Annotated in this window: 12 protein-coding genes and 2 pseudogenes; 10 read left to right on the top strand and 4 right to left on the bottom strand. The window is 47.9% G+C overall.

Annotated features, from left to right (window positions below):
* Window positions 1-6: 6 nt before the first annotated feature.
* From GWO68_RS05640 to GWO68_RS05630, 3 genes are read left to right on the top strand one after another with little or no spacing between them, the layout of a single operon-like run.
* On the top strand, window positions 7-369 hold the full coding sequence (locus tag GWO68_RS05640; protein WP_162345438.1) for a response regulator transcription factor: 363 nt from the start codon (window positions 7-9) through the stop codon (window positions 367-369).
* Between the two features lie 20 nt (window positions 370-389).
* A complete protein-coding gene (locus tag GWO68_RS05635) occupies window positions 390-1,418 on the top strand; it encodes a HEAT repeat domain-containing protein (protein WP_162345437.1) in 1,029 nt (342 codons plus the stop codon).
* Window positions 1,419-1,457: 39 nt separating this feature from the next.
* Entirely contained in the window at window positions 1,458-2,891 is a 1,434-nt protein-coding gene (locus GWO68_RS05630; protein ID WP_162345436.1) for a glycosyltransferase family 2 protein, read from the top strand.
* On the opposite strand, the gene GWO68_RS05625 is transcribed toward GWO68_RS05630, so the two are convergent.
* Window positions 2,888-4,099 carry a YaiO family outer membrane beta-barrel protein gene (locus tag GWO68_RS05625; protein ID WP_235941954.1) on the bottom strand — a complete coding sequence of 404 codons (1,212 nt, stop codon included), beginning with the start codon at window positions 4,097-4,099 and terminating at the stop codon, window positions 2,888-2,890. The two genes, GWO68_RS05630 and GWO68_RS05625, sit on opposite strands and share 4 nt — an antisense overlap.
* Window positions 4,100-4,288: 189 nt before the next feature.
* On the opposite strand from GWO68_RS05625, the gene GWO68_RS17890 reads away from it, so the two are divergent.
* The 4 genes from GWO68_RS17890 (at window position 4,289) to GWO68_RS05610 (ending at window position 11,716) form a co-directional block, all read left to right on the top strand.
* Window positions 4,289-4,423 carry a hypothetical protein gene (locus GWO68_RS17890; protein ID WP_262887472.1) on the top strand — a complete coding sequence of 45 codons (135 nt, stop codon included), beginning with the start codon at window positions 4,289-4,291 and terminating at the stop codon, window positions 4,421-4,423.
* Window positions 4,424-4,453: 30 nt separating this feature from the next.
* Window positions 4,454-6,880: a TonB-dependent receptor gene (locus GWO68_RS05620; protein ID WP_162345434.1), complete on the top strand. Its 2,427-nt coding sequence runs from the start codon at window positions 4,454-4,456 to the stop codon at window positions 6,878-6,880.
* A 743-nt stretch (window positions 6,881-7,623) separates the two neighbouring features.
* Window positions 7,624-9,147 (top strand): S8 family peptidase, encoded by a 1,524-nt coding sequence (locus tag GWO68_RS05615; protein ID WP_235941953.1) that lies wholly within the window; start codon window positions 7,624-7,626, stop codon window positions 9,145-9,147.
* A 259-nt stretch (window positions 9,148-9,406) separates the two neighbouring features.
* Window positions 9,407-11,716 carry a GH92 family glycosyl hydrolase gene (locus GWO68_RS05610; protein ID WP_162345432.1) on the top strand — a complete coding sequence of 770 codons (2,310 nt, stop codon included), beginning with the start codon at window positions 9,407-9,409 and terminating at the stop codon, window positions 11,714-11,716.
* 492 nt (window positions 11,717-12,208) lie between these two features.
* Here the strand turns inward: GWO68_RS05610 and GWO68_RS05605 are convergent, their stop codons facing one another.
* A complete protein-coding gene (locus GWO68_RS05605; protein WP_162345431.1) occupies window positions 12,209-14,524 on the bottom strand; it encodes a GH92 family glycosyl hydrolase in 2,316 nt (771 codons plus the stop codon).
* A gap of 258 nt (window positions 14,525-14,782) precedes the next feature.
* Here GWO68_RS05605 and GWO68_RS05600 point away from each other — a divergent pair, with 258 nt between their 5' ends.
* Window positions 14,783-15,490, top strand: coding sequence for a pseudouridine synthase (locus GWO68_RS05600; protein WP_162345430.1), 708 nt, complete (start codon window positions 14,783-14,785; stop codon window positions 15,488-15,490).
* A gap of 92 nt (window positions 15,491-15,582) precedes the next feature.
* On the opposite strand, the gene GWO68_RS05595 is transcribed toward GWO68_RS05600, so the two are convergent.
* Window positions 15,583-17,355 (bottom strand): APC family permease, encoded by a 1,773-nt coding sequence (locus GWO68_RS05595; RefSeq protein ID WP_162345429.1) that lies wholly within the window; start codon window positions 17,353-17,355, stop codon window positions 15,583-15,585.
* Between the two features lie 286 nt (window positions 17,356-17,641).
* On the opposite strand from GWO68_RS05595, the gene GWO68_RS05590 reads away from it, so the two are divergent.
* Window positions 17,642-19,066, top strand: coding sequence for an FAD/NAD(P)-binding protein (locus GWO68_RS05590; RefSeq protein WP_162345428.1), 1,425 nt, complete (start codon window positions 17,642-17,644; stop codon window positions 19,064-19,066).
* Window positions 19,067-19,260: 194 nt separating this feature from the next.
* Here the strand turns inward: GWO68_RS05590 and GWO68_RS05585 are convergent.
* Window positions 19,261-19,800: pseudogene (locus GWO68_RS05585) on the bottom strand (TolC family protein); the annotation flags it as partial.
* Here GWO68_RS05585 and GWO68_RS05580 point away from each other — a divergent pair.
* Window positions 19,789-20,085: pseudogene (locus GWO68_RS05580) on the top strand (EcsC family protein); the annotation flags it as partial. The pseudogenes GWO68_RS05585 and GWO68_RS05580 overlap by 12 nt on opposite strands.
* Window positions 20,086-20,659: the final 574 nt, after the last annotated feature.

The following is a 20,659-nucleotide window of genomic DNA, read 5'->3' as shown; positions in this document are numbered from 1 at the left end:
CCTCCCATGAAAATACTGATCGCAGAAGACGAACCAATAACGCTGGCGACCATGGAGCTTCGCCTGACCAAAGACGGCCACGAGGTAATAAGTACCGACAACGGGCAGGATGCCTTAGGTAAACTCAGTGATTTTATGCCAGACCTGGTCATAACCGATATTATGATGCCCTTTGCATCGGGGCTGGAGGTGTTGAGTTTTGTAAAAAAGCTGAATGCCAGGATACCGGTTATCGTACTCTCTGCAATGGGCCAGGAAAACGTTGTGTTAGAGGCCTTTACTTTAGGAGCCGACGATTACATCACGAAACCCTTTAGCCCGAATGAACTTGCCCTGCGGGTAAAACGTTTTGCGATGCGAATCTCCTGACCTATAGTTGGTAACTGCCTGTGACTACATTTTTAAAAAGCGCCTTTCAGCAACTGAATAGTTTTACAGCTATAGAGCTGTTTTACATAGCCATTGCTGTTTTTACAAGTATCATCCTGGGGCTTATCAGCGCTATGGTTTTTATTATGCTTGCCAAAAGTAAACAGGCCTCCCGGCAAAAGCACCTGCAGGCCCAGTTTAAACAATGGCTGGTAAGTATCATTCTGCACGAGCCTGAAGACAAAAAAACTGATTTTGAGATACCTGCAACTATAGCCCTGTTACTGCAAAAGCGCTTTGCACGAAGGGCATTACTGTCTGAGCTTATCCGGTTAAAAGATAACCTGAGTGGGCAGTCGGGCGATAACATACAACAGCTTTTTAACCAACTGCACCTCGGCAACCTGTCTGCCCACGACATGCGCAGCAGCAAATGGTATTTAAAAGCCAAAGGCATACAGGAGCTGGCGGCTATGGAGCAAAAAGCCTACTTACCCGAAATTTATACTTTAACCCAGCACCGCCACCCGGTGGTACGCATGGAGGCACAAACTGCATTGGTATACCTGCAAGGCTATGCCGGGCTTACGTTTTTCAGGCAACTGGCTTACCCGTTAACAGAATATCACCAGGCAAAACTGCTGCAACTACTGGCCAATCAACCCATACCTTCCCCCGAAATGGTCAGAAGCTGGCTGGTTTCGCCTAACCCTACGGTGGTGCAGTTTACTTTAAAGCTAATAAGCGAGCAGCACGCCACACAGTTTCAGGAGGATGTGATCACTTGCCTCAGTCACCCATCCGAACTGGTGCGCAGCCAGGCCATTTCGTGCTTGGGCGAGATACCATCAGCACCGGCCGCGCTGGCGCTACGCACACATTATACTTCCGAAAACAGTAAAGCTTTGCAATTAAACATTCTGTCAGGGCTGCTTAAAACAGGCACAACAAACGACCTCCCTTTTCTGCACCAACTCCGGCAAACACCCGACGAGGGCATGCGACTGGCCGTAGAAAAAGCGATCCGGCACCTGCAACAGCAAGCTTAAATCATAACCCATCAATATACTTTTAGCCTTTTACACTTCATGGTGCATTTATACAATCTGTTTCATTATGGGATGCTGTTATATGCTGTTTCCATGCTTGGCTGCTACATCTTTTTAAGCTCCCTGGCTATAGTTGAAGCAGTAAAATACCTGCGCCGCAGCCGGCTTACCAACTATAACCTGCTGGCCTCTTCGGCTCAGGCACCATCGGTAAGCATACTGGCTCCCGCGTATAACGAAGGGGCCAACATCATCGAGAATGTACGCTCGTTGCTGAGCATCTACTATAACAACCTGGAGCTGATTGTGATAAACGATGGCAGCAAAGACGACTCTATGGCCAAGCTGATACAAGCCTACGACCTGGAACCTGCCCATCTGGATTATGCGCCGCAGCTGGCAACCAAAAACGTAAAGGCCGTCTATAAAAGTACCAACCCGGTATACCACAAACTACTTGTTATTGATAAGGAAAACGGTGGCAAAGCCGACGCGCTGAATGCAGGTATTAACGTAGCGAAAAACCAGTATTTAGTATGCATAGATGTGGACTGTATACTGGAGCAGGATGCCTTGCTGAAACTGGTGAGACCGTTTATGGATGAAACCAGGAAGAAGGTAATTGCCACAGGCGGCGTGGTGAGAATTGCCAATTCCTGTGTCTTTAAAAACGGCAAACTGATGGACATAAACCTGCCAAAAGAGTACCTGCCCCGGGCGCAGGCGCTGGAATATATCCGGGCGTTTTTGTTGGGCCGCATGGCCTGGAGCAACCTGAACGGGCTGCTGTTAATTTCGGGCGCTTTCGGGGCTTTTGACAGGCAGGTGGCCATTGCGGCTGGCGGCTATAATCATAACACCGTTGGCGAAGACATGGAACTGGTAGTGCGCATGCGCCGCTACATGGCAGACCGCAACATACCGTATAAAGTAGCTTTTATCCCCGACCCCTTGTGCTGGACCGAAGCCCCTGCCTCTTACCAGATCTTAGGCAGGCAGCGTAACCGCTGGATGCGCGGCACCATCGAAACCCTGAACATGCACCGCAAACTTTTCCTTAACCCGAAGTATGGCGTACTTGGTTTAATGAGCTACCCATATTGGCTATTTTACGAATTGCTGGCACCGGTCATCGAGTTTACAGGGTTTGTCTTGTTCCTGGTACTTGCCTTTGCCGGACTGATAAACTGGTCTTTCTTCCTGGTGCTAACGGCATTTATCCTGTTATTCGGCTGGCTGTTCTCTACGTTTGCGATACTGATGGAGGTAGTTACCTTTAACCAGTACCGGAAACCGGGCGACCTACGAAAGCTTATAGTTACCGCGTTGGCAGAGCCGTTCCTGTTTCACCCGTTTGTGGTGTGGTCGTCTATAAAAGGCATCGTGGACCTGCTGCGCAAGAAAAAATCGTGGGGCGAAATGACCAGGCAGGGCTTTAACACTGTGCCGCAGACACCTAACGCATCCACTTAAAACCGGAACTGGTATAGAGTTGAGATCTGAAGCTGGTTGCCTTTTGTTTCCGGCTGGTATTCTACATTTTCGTACACGCCGTTTATGCCCAGCACGTGCCTTGTAGCCAGGGTAAATCTGTAGCCGGCACCTGCTTTAAAAGTCTTAAGGTTGCTGGCAGTGTTCAGCCTTATTGCCTGCGCGCGGTCATCCGGCGACACACCCCAGCCAACTATAGCCGAAACATAATTGTCAGCGCTTTTCAGGTAATAGCGTGTGGTTAAACTATAGGCATTGGCCAAACGGGAAGTGCCTTCTGTAAGATAAACCCTGCCATTTACCCAGAAATTGCCCACATACTTGCCGGCAGCAAGCGTGTACGCCCACACATCGTCATCAAAATGTAAATAACGCAAGCCTCCTTCCGCTTCCCAGGCCTTCGGCAGATTAGCAAATAAAGAGAAACCAGCCCGAACAGTCGGGAACACTGGTAGGTCTTTGGAGTAAGCGATGTTGGTGTAGGTATAAAACGTCTTCGAAATTTTAGGGTAGGCCTCGGCTTCAAACTGTAAACCTTTGGTGGCAAACCTGTTCGCATAGCTGATGCGTGCCGTTACGGGGCCTGCTTTTGTCTGTGTTCCATAGCTCAAACCTGCCAGGTGCCAGGCATCACTGAACTGCTTATCGAAGTAGGTATAATCATAGGTAACTTCAACCCGCGAACTATAGCTGTACTCTTTTAGCTGCGCGCGCAGGGCCTGCAACTGGCTGTTGCCGGGTTCTGTAACTAAAAGGCTATCGGTGAGTTGGTGGGCGTGTTTATAGTTGCCCAATGCTGCCAGTATGGTTGCTTTGCGCGTCAGCAGCTCCCGCGCCTGTGGGTTATGCGCCAATCCTTTAGAGGTATACAGCAGCGCTTGGGTATAGTCTTTTTCAAAGTAATGTACATCAGCCAGCGCCAGGGCGGCATCCGCGTTTGCAGGGTTTTGAGCAAAGGTTTCGTCAAGTATAACTATAGCGGAGTCTGGGTTCCCGTTCCAGTAATACAGCCTGCCCAGCAATATTTTAGCATCTGTGTAGCCCGCATCCTGTTGCAAAATGTACTGGCAAAGGTTTATTGCCGCTTTATAGTCTTTCTTTTCAAATGCCAGGTTACGGGCCTGCTGGTAGTTGTCAGAAAGCGATGTTGCCTGGCCCAAAGCACCCGTAACGCACCATACTATAAGCATGCAACAAACCACAACCCTGTTTAAAATGCTGTTACTGAAATCAAAAGAAAGACCGCTCACAACCTGTTTTTATAGTTTAAAGCTCCGGAGGTATGCTAGCTCCCTGACCAGGATTACCACCGATGCGCTCGGCAAAATTAATGGAAGCTGTGCATATAATCTGTAAGATGAACGGGTAAATGTTCAAAGATGAACTGGGCATCCAGCTTTTTGGCAACTATAAACTATAGCAACCATAACGTAAAGCCTGCTACTGGCACTATAGTTATTTTTAAAAATAGTAGTTTTACCGGAACCGGAAACAATTTTATAAGAAGTCTGTAATACGTGCATTACTGGCAGAAACTTGTAAACATGAAACTTATACTACTGATTGCTTTCTTAGTGCCAACGTTTGTACTGGCGCAAACAGGCGTAATTACCGGCACAGTGCGCGACCGCAACACCCAGGAGCCCTTAATCGGGGTTTCGGTGCAGGTAACCGGCAGCCAGTTCGGTTCTGTAACCAACGAAAAAGGCGCTTTCAGGATAGAAAGTATACCAGTGGGCAGTTACACTATACAGGCAAATTACCTGGGTTACCAGCTACAGTCCAGGTTTAACGTGAACGTAACGGTAGGCAACGTGCAGATACTTAACTTTGAAATGGTGCCTGCCGCTAACGAACTGCAACAAATAGAAGTAGTATCCAGCCGCAGGCAAAGCGCCGCTGTAGCCGACCTTATCACGCCACTATCGGTACAGAGCCTTACGACCGAGGAGATTCGGAGCAACCCGGGCGGCAATTTCGATATCTCCAAAGTAGTACAGGTATTGCCAGGTGTAGCTACCAACGGCACCAGCGGCGGCCGCAACGACCTGATCATACGCGGTGGCGCTCCTTCAGAAAACGTGTATTACCTCGATGGCATCGAGATTCCGCTAATAAACCATTTTACCACACAGGGCAGTGCAGGTGGTGCTACCGGCATACTTAACGTATCGTTTGTAGAGGATCTGAAAGTAAGCTCTTCGGCTTTTGATGCACGCTACGATAATGCCCTGGCGTCGGTGTTTGAGTTCAGGCAGCGTTACGGCAACCCGGAGCGTTTTTCGGGCAATGTGCGCCTGAGCGGTTCGGAGTTTGCCACTACCCTGGAAGGGCCTGCGGGGGCCAACACTACATATCTTTTGTCGGCGCGCAGGTCGTACCTGCAGTTCCTGTTCAAGCTTCTCGATCTCCCTATCCGCCCGAATTACTGGGATTTTCAGTATAAAGTAGATCATAAACTAAACGACAAAACCTCTGTGTCTTTTATAGGGGTAGGTGCTATTGATGAGTTTGCCTTCGGAGTGCCGCGCAAAAGCACTCCCGAAAATGAGTACATCCTGCGTTCGGTGCCATCTATAAACCAGTGGAACTATACCACCGGCGTGGCAGTAAAAAGACTGGTAACAGATGGCTACGTGAACCTGGCCCTGAGCCGCAATGCTTTCGATAATGAACTGACCAAGTTTGAGGCGGCCGAAGAAGGAGAAAACCGAGCGCTTACGCTAAACACCAACTCCCGCGAAACTGAAAACAAACTGCGCCTGGACGTAAATATGTATAAAAACGGCTGGAAATACGCGTATGGCCTGTCGGGGCAGTATGTGCAGTTTACTAACAATATTTACAGCGTTATCCGGAAAGAGCTGCGCGACGAGCAGAATAACGTAGTGCAGCCCGGCATTACCCTGGACTATAACACAGACCTGGATTTCTTCCGGTACGGAGCATTCGGGCAGGTTGCCCGGTCGGTGCTGGATAACCGTTTAGGGCTATCGTTTGGCCTCAGAACCGATATGAACTCTTTTACCGACGAAGGCAGCAATCCCCTGAAAACCTTATCGCCACGATTGGCGCTCTCCTACCTGCTAAACGATAAATGGACGGTAAACGCATCTTCAGGTATTTATTACAAACTGCCGCAATACACTGTGTTGGGTTATCGCGCTAACGACACCTACCTAAACCAGCAGGCTGATTATATCAAATCTATTCATTACGTGTTGGGTACCGAGTTTTTACCACGCCAGGACCTGCGCTTTACCCTGGAAGGTTTCTATAAAGATTACAGCCATTACCCGGTATCTGTTCGGGATGGTATTTCGCTGGCAAACCAGGGCGGTGACTTTGGTGCCATTGGCAACGAAGCAGTTACAACTACAGGGCAAGGCCGGGCGTACGGGGCAGAGTTTTATGTGCAGAAAAAGCTGACAGGCACCGTATTTTCGGTACTGTCTTACACCTATGTGGTGAGTGAATTTGCCGGACTGGACGGAAACTATATTGCCAGCGCCTGGGATTACCGCCATCTGGTTTCGGGCTTGGTGGGCAAAAAGCTACCCCGCAACTGGGAGTTTGGAGCCAAGTACAGATACGCCGGCGGTGCACCCTCTACGCCTTTTGACCTCGAAGCCTCCCGCAGAAACTACGCCTCTTTGGGTGTGGGTATCCTGGATTACAGCAGGCTTAACTCTGAACGCCTGAAGTCTTTTAACCAACTCGATGTAAGGATCGATAAGAAATGGACCATTAACCGCGTAACGCTTGACCTGTTCCTGGATATTGCCAACGTGCTAAGCAGCAAAACTCCCGGCTTCGACCGCTATACGTTTGAGCGCAACGAAGATAACACCGGCTTTGCTACCACCGACGGAAACCCGCTACGCCCGGATGGCAGTAACGCTATACCGGTAATTCTAAAAGACAACGATGGCAACCTGGTACCTACTTTAGGGTTTATAGTTGAATTTTAAGTATTTCCATGTTCCTGATTGATTAGAGCTGCTTTTTGTACAGGAAAATAACCCACCCTGCTCCTTGCGGGAAGGTAATTTATGCCTTATCTATAGTAGGCTATAGTTTGAACGTTGCGACACACGTCGAACTATAGTTTAACTCGGCCATAGATTGCAGGTAGTTTACACTCCGTAGAAGTTCGTGACGAGGGCATGGCGCAGAAATGATTTCGGTGGCAAACGATAAAGTCGAATCTGAAGATTGAACCGAGCAGGAAGTTCAACTATAGTTCGATACAAGTTGCGGATACCAAAGAATTTCGGGGTGTGGGCACTCGCGCCATACTTTACCAATTCCCCTACCCTGAGGTGTTAGCGGAGCGTTTACACCTTATTAAAATAACCCACAACTATAATTTTGTAAAACAGCCACTTCCGGTTACCGGGTGCATCTTTCTTTTCTTCAATTCCATTTTTACAGTCCTTACTCGTCGCATCAGTAACAATGCCTGCACATTGTAGCCAGCACCGCAAAGTCCGGCTCGGGCGAGGTTATTACTACTTGCTTCTCACTAGATAACCTGACCTTTCACCCGCGTTTCAGGTACGTTTACCATATAAATCTAAGTTAAAGATAATCAATACCTTACTATAGTTCAATATATCCGTATTATTCTCCACATCATCCTGGCAAGCAGGCCAGCGCAATACGCACTAAATAACTTCATATATTTTTTCACCTAAAATTATATCATATGGATATGCAGAAGTTTAAACCGACAAAAGTAGTGTTTCCGGTTTTGTTTGCTGTTGCCGGCTTGTTTGGCTGTAGCCAGGAAGAAGATTTTGTATCAGCTGATAACCTTGGTCAGAGCGCTGTCAGCGCCGCTACCGATGGCTCTGTAGCAACAAATGTAACTTTCCGGGGCAGGCATTACATCGTGCAGTCTACAGCCGAAAAGCTTCCGGCTGGCCTTGAGAACCAGATCAGAAATGCAAACGGCAAGGTTACAAGCCTTTTGTCGCAGGCGGGTGTAGCAACAGTATATTCCGAAGATCCGAATTTTATAACCAAAGCCAGCAAAATAAGTGGGGTGCGATCTGTGGTACGCGACATAAATGTGCAATGGCTGAAGCCCGAAGACCAGAAAGTGGTAGAGCTTGAAGACTATGGCACGCCACCGGCCAGTGGCGATAACGACCGCTATTTCGACCTGCAGTGGGGCCATGCAGCTATAAAAGCCTCTGAAGCCTGGAACGCGGGTTACCGTGGCCAGGGTGTGCGGGTTGCTGTGCTGGATACAGGCTTTGACACCGACCACGCGGATCTGGCCCCGAACATTGACATGAGCGCAAGCAAAAGCTTTGTAACTGGCGAGGGCCTGACATACGCACTATCGGGTGTAGGCAGCCACGGCACGCATACGGCCGGTACTATAGCCGCTGCTGATAATGGCATTGGTACGATAGGCGTAGCCCCGGAGGCGAAGCTAATACTTGTGAAAGTGCTTCGCGATTCGGGTTCAGGTGCTTTCTCCTGGATAATGGAAGGTATTGTACATGCCACGCAACAGGGTGCCGATGTGATCAACATGAGTATCGGGGCAGCTATACCACGTAATGGTAAGTTTCTGGATGATAATGATACCCCGGACGACCCGACAGATGACTTTATAGTTAGTGACACCAAGGCAGTGCAGGAACTGCTAAACGCCCTGAGCCGTGTAACCAAATATGCCACTAAAAATGGGGTAACCGTTATTGCATCGGCAGGTAACGAAGCCAACAACGGCAATACCGACAAATCGCTTGTACACCTGCCTTCGGGCGCTGGTAGCGTTATTTCTATTTCGGCAACAGCGCCAATGGGCTGGGCACTAAACCCTGCTACAACTTTTATGGATAACCTGTCTTCTTACTCAAACTATGGCATATCCGATGTAACGTTTGCGGCACCGGGCGGCGACTATATTTACCCAGGCAACGAAATAGCAACTATAGGTGGCATTCGCCAATATGTATACGTGTTTGATTATGTGTTTAGTACAGGCAGTAACCTAGACCCAACTAAGGCATCTTATTACTGGTCGGTAGGTACTAGTATGGCGGCACCGCATGCGGCTGGTGTAGCGGCGCTTATAGTTGGGGCTAACGGTGGGCAAATGGCTCCAGCGCTGGTGCTGGCCAGAATGCGTGCCACCGCCGACGACCTGGGCTCGCCGGGTCGTGACCCCCTGTATGGCTATGGCCGCCTGAACGCTTTCCGGGCTGTAACTGCAAACTAATTAAACTATAACTACCTGTTAAGCGCCTGGCAGACATCTTTCTGCCAGGCGCTTTTTTTATAGTTTCCGATCTTAAATTGCTGCAGATTCAGAGTGACGGAGCTTATATTAGTTGCTGCTACATGGCAAATCACAAAAACTCCGGAAAGGCGTTCTGCTAAAACTATACGTTAAGCACACACCCTTACCTATAAACCACTATATTTATAAGCGCTACCATAGCAACAATCACCACATTTTAAGCCCTATTCTTAGCCTGATGAAGAAACTGCTACACCCGCTTTGCCTCCTGCTTCCTATAGTTATACTTGCCTTTCTGCTACCTGCGCAGGCCCAGAAAAACAAGCACCGCTTTGAGCCCGAAGAACTGGCCAACCCACTTATGGGCACCGACTCTAAAGTAAGCTTATCTAACGGTAACACCTACCCTGCTGTGGCGGTGCCCTGGGGCATGAACCTTTGGACGGCACAAACCGGCAAAATGGGAAATGGCTGGGCCTATACTTATGATGATGACAAGATCCGGGGCTTTAAGCAAACCCACCAGCCATCGCCCTGGATGAACGACTACGGACAGTTTGCCATTATGCCGGTTACAGGTAAACTAAAGTTCAGGGAAGATGACCGGGCCAGCTGGTTCTCGCATAAATCCGAAATTGCAAAGCCTTACTACTATAGCGTATACCTCGCAGACCATGATGTAACTACCGAATTTACGCCTACAGAACGCGCTGCCCAGTTCCGGTTTACCTACCCCAAATCCGACAGTTCGTTTATCGTTATCGATGCTTTGGACAAAGGCTCATACATCAAGGTTATTCCTTCTGAAAACAAGATCATAGGCTATACCACCCGCACCGCACGCAGCAACCCCAAAGACTTTAAAAACTACTTTGTTATTTATACTGACAAACCTTTTACCGTAGCCTATACCTGGCACGATACTACGCTGGTTAAAAATAAGCTGGAACAAACGGCCAACCACACCGGAGCTATAGTTGGGTTTAAAACCGCGAAAGGCGAAAAGGTAACCCTACGTGTGGCTTCCTCTTTTATAAGCATGGCGCAGGCCGAGCTTAACCTGAAACGCGAACTGGCAACAGATGACTTTGAGACGACTAAGCTGAAAGCAAAAGCGCTCTGGAACAAAGCCATGAGCCGCATTACGGTGGAAGGAGGTACCGATGAGCAGCTGCGCACATTTTATAGTTGCCTGTATCGCACGCTGTTTTTTCCGCACAAAATGTATGAGCTGGATGCAGCTGGCAAACCTGTACACTATAGCCCCTACGATGGCAAAACATACGCCGGCTACCGCTTTGCCGGCACCGGTTTCTGGGATACGTTTAGGGCGCTATATCCTTTCCTGAACCTGGCCTACCCAAGTATAAACAAAGAGATGCAGGCTGGTCTGGTGAACGATTACAAGGAAGGCGGCTGGCTGCCGGAATGGTCTAGCCCGGGTTATGCCAATATTATGATCGGGAATAACTCTGCTTCGGTAGTGGCGGATGCTTACGTGAAAGGACTTCGCGATTATGACATCAACACCCTATACGAAGCACTGCTGCACGGCGCAAACAACGAAGGCCCGATTACGGCCATTGGTCGTGCTGGCGTTAGCTTCTATAACAAACTCGGCTACGTACCTTACGATGTAAAGATAAACGAAAACGCCGCCCGCACCCTGGAATACGCCTACGATGACTTTGCCATTTACCAGTTAGCTAAAGCGCTTAAGCGCCCGCAAGCTGAGATAGACCTGTATGCCAAACGCAGCCAGAACTACAGAAACCTCTACGACCCTGCTACCGGCCTGATGCGTGGCAAAAACCAGGATGGTACCTTCCAGTCACCCTTCAATCCGTTTAAGTGGGGCGATGCCTTTACCGAGGGCAACAGCTGGCACTATAGCTGGTCCGTTTTCCATGATGTGCAGGGCCTGATAGATTTGATGGGCGGTAAGCAGAACTTTACGGCCAAACTGGATTCGGTATTTACCCTCCCTCCGAAGTATGATGAAAGTTATTATGGTGGCGTGATACACGAAATTCGGGAAATGCAGATCGCTAACATGGGCCAGTACGCGCACGGAAACCAACCTATCCAGCACATGATCTACCTGTACAACTATGCCGGCCAACCCTGGAAAGCGCAGTACTGGGCACGCGAAACCATGAACCGCATGTACCAGCCAACACCCGACGGTTACTGCGGCGACGAGGATAACGGACAAACCTCAGCCTGGTACATCTTCTCGGCCTTAGGTTTTTACCCGGTTACGCCTGCTGTAAACCAGTATGTAATGGGTGCCCCCTTGTTCAAAAAAGCAACTATACAGTTAGAGAATGGCAAAAAGTTCGTGATCGAAGCCCCTGCTAACAGCCAGGATAACCGATACATACAAACAGCCACCCTGAACGGAAAAAAACTGGAGAAGAACTGGATTTCGCATGAGGACATTATGAATGGTGGCAAAATGAAGGTTAAGATGGGAGCTGCACCAAATAAGAATCGGGGCACAAAAGATGAATCTGCACCTTATTCGTTTTCGAAAGATGAGAATTAACCCTCCCCAACCCTCCCCTACAAAAAGGAGAGGGCCGTTAAGTTCTGCCGAGAACTATCCCCTTGAGGGGATTACAGGGGTGTTATTCAGGGCCAGAATGCCAATTGTTAGCCAGTTTTAAATTCACCCGCTAATGCAAACACCCCTCTGCGCTCCCCTCAAAGGGAGAATTTGATAGAACTTAACGGCCCTGCCTGAAAACAGGGGATGGAGTCTTTTCTGGCGCCGGTATCCAACCGGTGACGCTCTGTGGATGCTAGTCTCCAGACTCGCTGTTGCTGGGCAACTATAGCTGGGTTTATACTTTAAGTATGAAACACATGTAGACCAAGGGCCCAACTATAGTTCGTTGCGGGAGAAGACGCTCACGCCATGTTTTGCTTATTACCCTCCTCAGAGGGATTATGGGTGGGTTAATTAAACCACCTATAGAAACAGAAAAGCACCTCCAACCAGAGATGCTTTTCTGTTTCTATAGTTTTCAAACTATAGCTACGGAGCAACAGCCATTAGTTTTTTGTTAGGTTTGTTGCCCATGTAAAAGGTAATCTTGCCACCATTCATGATCTCAGCATGCGTCAGGTAAGTGCGGTTTACAGGTTGGCCGTTCAGCTCCATTTTCTGGATGTATAAATTCTTGTCTTTCTGATTCTTCACATCTATCGTAAACGTCTTACCATTTTCCAGATTTATAGTTGCTGACTTTACTGCCGGACTGGTGATGGCATAATGGTCGGAGCCGGGGGCTACCGGGTAAAAGCCCAACGCACTGAAGATGTACCACGCGCTCATCTGTCCGAAATCGTCGTTGCCGCCCAGGCCGTCTATAGTTGGTTTATACATGGCTTTCAGCACCATGCGCGTGCGCTCCTGCGTTTTCCAGGGCTGGTCGGTCCAGTTATACAGATAAGCCACGTGGTGCGAAGGTTCGTTGCCATGTACATAGTTGCCGATAATACCGTCGCGGGAAATATCTTCTGTATTTTCAAAATATCTGTCCGGTAGTTCCATCGTGAAAAGCGAATCGAGGTGTTGGGCAAAGCGTGTCTTGCCTCCCATCATGGCAATCATTTGTGCCGGGTCGTGGGGTACGTATAAACTATAGTTCCAGGAATTACCTTCAATAAAACCTTGTCCGTGCGTGTCCAACGGATCAAATTCTTTTTTCCAGCTTCCATCACTTAACTTCGGACGCATATATCCAGACTTCGAATCATATACATTTTTATAGTTGAGCGCACGCTTGCTGAACTCTTCGTAAATGTCCTGCCGATTCAGTTTTTTAGCCATCTGCGCAATGCACCAGTCATCGTAAGCATACTCCAAGGTTTTAGAAACTGATGATCCGTTCTTGTCTTCAGGCACATAGCCCATATCCATGTAGTAACCCAAACCGTCATAGTAACGGGTGCGGGCAGTTTGCACACAAGCATCCAGGGCGCGGTTGGCATCAAAGTTAGCCGTTCCTTTCATCACCGCATCCGCAATAACCGGCACAGAATGGTACCCGATCATGCACCAGTTCTCGTTAGCGTAATGCGACCACACAGGCAGCATTTTGTGTACACTCTGATCGTAATGCGCCAGCATCGATTTGATCATGTCGTTGTTGCGGGCGGGCTGCAAAATGTTGAAAAGCGGGTGCAGTGCACGGTATGTATCCCAGAGCGAGAAGCTGGTATAGTTGGTAAAACCGTTGGCCTGGTGCACGTTCATATCCAGCCCTCTGTACTTGCCATCCACATCCATATAAGTAGTTGGACCCAGGAAGGAATGGTACATGGCGGTGTAGAAGTTTACCAGGTCGCCTTTACCAGCATCCACCACTACTTTATTCAGTTCTTTGTTCCAGGCTGTCTGCCCTTCGCGCTTCACACGCTCAAAATCCCAATGCGGTATCTCGGCGCGCATGTTGGCCAGGGCACCTTCGGTACTCACCGGCGACAAGGCAAATTTTATTTTGATCTTCTCCCCTTCTGTCGTTTTAAAATCGAAATAAGCGCGTAGCTTTTTGCCGGCAAACTCCGGGAAGTTTTTGGTCTGGTCGAACTTGCGCCAGAAGCCTTTATAAGCCTGTGCCTCTGAGTACTCTTTGTTGCCATACTGGTAAAAAGGCTTGCTGAAGGCCATGGCAAAGTATACTGTGCGGGTGCGGGCCCAGCCATTGGTCTGGCGGTAACCGGTAATCAGGGTGTCGTTCTCCACGCGCACAAAAGTCCAGGTGGTTTTGCCGTCGTAGTTATAAATGCCCGACATCAGATCCAGGATAATATGCGCCTCATCCGACTTCGGGAAAGTATACTGGTGCATGCCCACACGGTTGCTGGCCGTGAGTTCTGCCAGTATGTTATGGTCGTCGAGTTTTACCTTGTAGTAAGCGGGTTCGGCCACTTCGTTGTCATGAGAGAAAGCCGAGCGATAGCCACTTTTGGGATCATCTTCCGTGCCCGGATTTAGCTGCAGATTACCTATAGTTGGTGCTATCAGAAAATCACCGAGGTCAGAATGCCCTGTTCCGCTGAAATGTGTATGGCTGAACCCAACTATGGTATTGTCGTCGTGCTGGTAACCGGCGCAATATTTATATACATCCTTGTTATACTTGCCATTTACCTCGTAAGGTATCGTATCGGTATCGGGGCTGAGCTGCACCATGCCAAAAGGTACGGTAGCACCCGGGTAGGTGTGGCCCATTTTGGCCGTACCGATCATCGGGTTTACATATTTTACCAGGTTAGGGGTGGCCTTTGTTTGGGCCTGCAACACAAACGGAAGGAGCAGCAGAACAGACAGTAAAAGTTTCTTCATCAGGGTAGTTTTTTGCGCGGGTAAAATTTTAAAGCAATAGCTAAAGATAAGGTTAATTCCCATAAACTATAGTTACTTGCAGCACTGTTATCGTGGCGCCTTTGCTCTGCTTTTGAATTCATCAGTTATCGCCTGCGTTACAGCACCATGTATCAGATTGGTTTTGGTGCCGGCAGGCAGTTAAAATAAAGCCAGGGTTTGCTAACTTACAGCGCTACCAGGTATAGCTCATCATTTACGCAGTAGTTTTGTCTTACAATGAAGTCCCTTAACACCTCGCTCAAGTATTTTATAGTTCAGAAATTAACGGTTTCCAATAAAGTGGCTATCGATTTTATAGTTTCGGGGCGGGTGCTGGTGAACGGCGCAAAAGGCAGTGTAAGCCAGGTGCTCTTACCCGAAGATGAAGTACAGCTGGACGGCCAGGTACTAAAAGAAGGACGTAAAAATGTGTACATCGCCTACCACAAACCGCGCGGCATCGAATCCACGACCAATACCCAGATCGAGAACAACCTGTCGCAGGCTTTAAACTATAGCCAAACCATTTTCCCGGTTGGCAGGCTGGATAAAGCCTCGGAAGGGCTTATGTTACTTACCAATGACGGCGATACGTTATTTAAAATTCTGCACGCTGAAAAGTATCAGGAAAAAGAATATGAGGTAACCGTAGACAAACCGTTAACGCCCGAAGCTATAGACAGGCTGGCAACGGGTATCGTTATCATGGGCAAAACAACCCGGCCCGCCAACGTAAGGCAGGTAAATGAAACGACCTTTAACATCATCCTGACACAAGGGCTAAACCGGCAGATCAGGCGAATGTGTTACAAGCTGGGCTACCAGGTAGAAAAACTGGTTCGTATCCGCATTTCGACCCTGGAACTGGGCAATCTGTCGCTTGGCGAGTGGCGCCACCTCAACCATTCAGAAGTGAGCACGTTGCTTCAGCAGGTATCTGGGTAACCTAAATTAAGGACAGTTGTCTGCTTATAGTTGGTAACAGAATTATTTTCAAATCAAGACAAAGCTATAGTTACCAAACTATAACCCACATATTAAATAACCAGTCTTACACCGCCAAGCTCCTCCAGGCCATAAGGGAAATGGTTGCCGGGCGAACCAATAAACATAAAGTTTTTAGGAATGCCCCATTTAGCGGAAAGCTTCTGAATTAGTTTGGGTCCGAACTTACCCCTGATGATCACAAAATCCACTTCCAGTTCGGGATAAGCCAGGTCCAGCACTTCCACTTCGTGCATCAGCCGTTTAGGTGGCTCCTCTCCTTTTGCCAGCACATTTACAATCTTCAGCCGGTTGGTATGTTCGTTTTCTACAATATAGCGCATCACTTTATTTATGTTCGCGATGTTATCGCCTTTGGTAAAAAACACAAACTGCTGAGACCGTATGGTTTGGATAAGGCGCTTTATAGTATACGATTTAAAGGGAAGTATCTTTTTAAGCGGGCGCTCTATCTGTCTGACCAAAAAGGTAAAAAAAATCAGCAGCTCGATACGGTACAGCATAATGAACACCAACGAAACAGTAGGGATAAAATATTTGAGAAACACCCATACGTAAGCCGGGTTGAGAATAGCATTGCCTACCAGCGCCGCCAGCACTGCAGAAATTGCCAGGAACAGCACCAGTACCGAAGCGCGCACCGGGCGCGGCAAACGGTTACGGCGCAGTTTCAGCAGTACATTCCCAACCACAAACAGGGCCATTACCGATAGAAATGCAATGGTATAAACCCCGGCCAGAGCGCCAATATCACCGGCCGTGATAAACAGGATTGAAACACACAGCAGGAAAAAGGTGATCATGATCAGGTAAGCCGAGCCCCTTTTGTTGGTGCGCAGCAAGAACTGCGGAAGGCAGCGGTCTAAGGTCATGCGCTGTACCAGGCCGGTTACGCCCACATAAGAAGTTAGCACGGCTCCGCTCAGCACCATAGCTGCATTAACCGAAACTATAGTTGCAAGCCAGTTACCGCCGGCCACCTCACCCAGGTAAGCCAGTAAAGCCGTCTGGTTTTGAGCAACCGCCGCCATAGGTAAAATAGCAATTGCCAGGAAAGCTGTAAGCGGGTTAAAGACTGTAACGGCCAACCACATGTTGCGCAGGGTTTTCGGGAAAACGCCGGGCGCCTGCTCCTCCACAAAGTTGGCCGAACTCTCGAAACCTGATATCCCGAGCATGGCCGCCGCAAACCCGAAGAACAAGGCCCTCCAAATGCTGCCCTCCAGTGGCTGGCTATAGTTAAGGGAAAGCGTATCAAACCCATGGTTAAACAAAAACAGGAACCCAACTACCACCAGCAGCGTGAGCGTGGAGATATGCGTGATAAAAATGATGACCGCAACAATAGACGACTCGCCGATTCCCAGTATAGTTAAGCCCATAAAAAAAGCCAGCAGCCCTATAGTTGCGTAAAAAACCGGAAGCCCTTCCCAGAGATGATGGACATAATGCATGCCTTCGGTAGCAGAAATAACGGCCGTAGCCATGTAAGATAACAGGGTAAGGCACGCCGCCAGCGAAGCCGTACTTTTGCTGGTTGTGTTCAGCAAGGCATTATAAGCTCCCCCGTTTAAAGGCAATGCCCCTACTACTTCGCCATAAATACTCCGGAACAGGAAAAGCACCCCGCCAACCATTAAAAGCGCCACCCAGGCATACTGCCCCGCATAAATAATGGCCAACGCAGATACATACAAACACGACGAAGTGATATCATTTCCGCAGATGGCAGTGGCCGGTAGTTCTTTAAGCTTATGGGGTTGAGCTGGTACTGGTTCAACTATGGTAGTAGAATCCTGTTTCATTTGGCCGTGTATAAATGTTATGACGTATACGAACCGGAAGGCACAATAAGTTTTAGGCTACATAAACTATAGATGCCTGTTTAGTAAGCATCACCAACTGTATAGTACACGGCAACTGGCTGTTTATACTTCACCCTCCTTAACCCTGCTCCATAACTACCGTAAAATCAGGAACTTTTATAAAGCTTGCGCCGCATTTTTATTCTGATTGATGTACAGGCTACCTGCTATGGGTTCTGTTTGTATCGACTACTTACTTTCTAACTTCATTTAAGTAATAGCCATTATGACATTTGCCATTATAGGAGCAGGCCTGAGCGGTACATTAACCGCTATTCAATTGCTACGAAGTGCCGTAAACCCGACAACAATCTACCTGATAGAGCAGGACAGGTATAGGGTAAACAAAGGCATTGCTTATTCCAGCCAGCTAAACTTTCAGCCCCTGAATGTGCCTGCCGCTGCCATGAGTATTTTCCCCGATCAACCGCTTGATTTTTATAACTGGCTTACCCAGCACCAGCACCACTACAAAGCCGATTTAAGAACGGAGGTTACTCCACACGATTTTATACCTCGTTTTATTTTCGGAGATTACCTGAAAGCCCGCTTCCGGGAGGCCGTTGCAGCCGCAGCAGTTAGCGTAAAGGTTGTGACACTCTTTGATGAAGCTGTAGCGTTGAAAAAACAGAACGGGAGTTTTAAGGTATCATTTAAAAATACGAAGGCTATACTTGCCAACAGTGTAGTGCTTGCCCTGGGCAATTTTCCGCCGGGCCAGCTACCTATACCTAACCAATCATTTTACAAAAGCAGCCACTATTTTGCTTCGCCCTGGTCTGCAAAAGTCCTTTCGGGGCTGAAACCAGATGATGCACTATTACTGATAGGTTCCAGCTTAACGATGGTAGACCTGGCAGGCAGTTTGGCGGCCCAGGGCCATAAAGGCAAGATTTATGTTGTGTCGCGGCACGGGCTGTTGCCTCAACCATTTGATGTAAATACCCCTCCTTACCCGCCGTTTAAGATCCCGTTATATATCTGTTCTTCAGCTTTGGAGGTATTCCGGTATATCAGAAAAGAGATTAAAGCAGCAGTTGCCCAGGGCTATACCTGGAGGAGTGTACTGGATGCCATGCGTAACGATTTACCAACTATATGGCAGGCTTTTACCTGGCAGGAGAAAAAACGTTTTCTGCGCCATATACGCCCGTACTGGGAAGTGCACCGCCACCGTATGCCCGCAAGTTCGGCTATACTTTTAAATGAGCTACAAGCAAAAGGGCAGTTAGAAGTAATAGCCGCCAACATTGTGGACATGCAGGAAGAAACGCAGACTGCAAAAGTAATACTTAAGAAAAGTATGGATGCAGCGCCTCTTAATGTACATGTAAACCGGGTAATAAACTGCACTGGTCCGCTGGCCGACTATACTAAAATTAAACTCCCGCTTATACAGCAAATGCTGGTCGATGGCTTACTTACGCCTGATGAATTGCGCCTGGGCCTGCAAACCGATGCGTATGGAACGGTGATAGGCAGTAACAACTTACCTGTAACCGGCATCTACACACTGGGCCCTCCCCGCAAAGCCATGCTATACGAATCCACCGCTTTGCGTGAGATCCGTCAACAGGCGTTGGAACTTTCTCAGAGGCTTTTACAGGAAACAAAACCTTTTTTAAACCCTGATATTCTTTCGGTGCCATAAAATTTATACTTACACGCCTGTGTAGTACATGGCATTTTATAGTTTATATTAAAACGCTCAACTCATAATAAATAAGTACAATTGGTGTGCGTTCACCCCAGTTTGGTCTGTTGCATAAAAAACAAGAAAGCCATTTTGCAACATGCAAAATGGCTTTCGGGGTATAAACCAGTCCGTTCTTTACGAATCAGTAATTAATTCCAGCCGCCGCCCAGTGCCTGGTATATGGCAACGTGGGCATTCAGTTGCTGCATTTTGGTTTCAATCAGTTCAAATCTCGATTCCAGGGCCTCGCGTTGGGTCAGCAGCACTTCCATATAATCCGCTCTCGCCGATTTAAACAAATCGTTTGAGATACTGATGGATTGCGTAAGTGCCTCTACTTGCTTCGCTTTCAGGTCGTAGCTTTTCTCGAGGTTACTGATGTTCGACAGCTGATTTACAACCTCGATGTAAGCATTAAGAACAGTACGCTCGTAGTTGTAAACGGCCTGCAGCTGTTTTGCATTCGCACTATAGTAGGTTGCCTTTATCGCATTTCTATTTATCAGCGGAGCAGTCAGGTCGCCGGCAATAGAATAAAGCAACGACTCCGGAGACTTCAGCAAATACGATGGATCAAAAGCCTGGATACCGATACCTGCCGTTATACCCAGTGAAGGATAAAAATTGGCTTTGGCTACCTCCACATCCAGTTTAGCTGCCGCCAGGTCCAGTTCTGCCTGCTTTATATCTTTCAGCTGGCCTTTAGCAGCCACGAGCACCGCCGCGACATATACCAGCACATGACCGACTGGGAAACCAAGAAACAACACCTACCCGAGGATATAAATCAATTTGACTGGCGCAGCTTTCAGCAGGAATATCGCGATTACATTGACCTGGCTAAAATGGCCCAACTTATACCTATAATGGGGGCACCGGTTGGGGCGGTAGTAAACTATAGATTACTGCGCAAGCTCGGCCAGACCGCCATGAACGCTTACCGCATGCGCTGGCATGAATTGGGGAAACTATAGTTTATACTTTATTATAGAGATGGAATGGCAATTTATTTTACCTTGCAGATTGAAGTATAGCTACAGTCTTGCTAAACTACAGTTATAGTGCAGATAAGCGTATGTTGTCGTTTATACAGTAGTTGGCAATGATTAAAATTATAAGAAGGGAACAATCAAGATAAGGCATTTAACAATGAACCTGACAAAGAACAATTACCTATTTGCTTTGATTGCACTACTTTTAGTATTCTACTTCTTGTTTTCATTGTTTGAAATTTTCAATGTAGGGGCCTTGTATGGTGACCAAAGAAGACTTGGCAATATTACATCCTCTGGACAGAATGGATTAGAAGAAACTGTTCAGCAATTGAGATTTTGGTATTACTTCTTTGTAATTACTTGTCCCATTTCAGCAATAGCCCTTTTGTTAACACTTTACTACAAGGTTAAGCCGAGTAAGCTGGACCACTAAAGTTAATTAAATAGAACATTATAGAATAACCTTTGCCAACCATGTGTATACTCTATGCTTCGGCTGAAAGCCCCGCACATCGTCTACACCAGACCGTTATACCAAAGGCAATTTTCTCTG

Source organism: Pontibacter fetidus (genome assembly GCF_010119545.1).
Taxonomy (GTDB): domain Bacteria; phylum Bacteroidota; class Bacteroidia; order Cytophagales; family Hymenobacteraceae; genus Pontibacter; species Pontibacter fetidus.
Note: the sequence above shows the minus strand (reverse complement) of the source record. Positions and strands in the feature narration are given on the sequence as shown.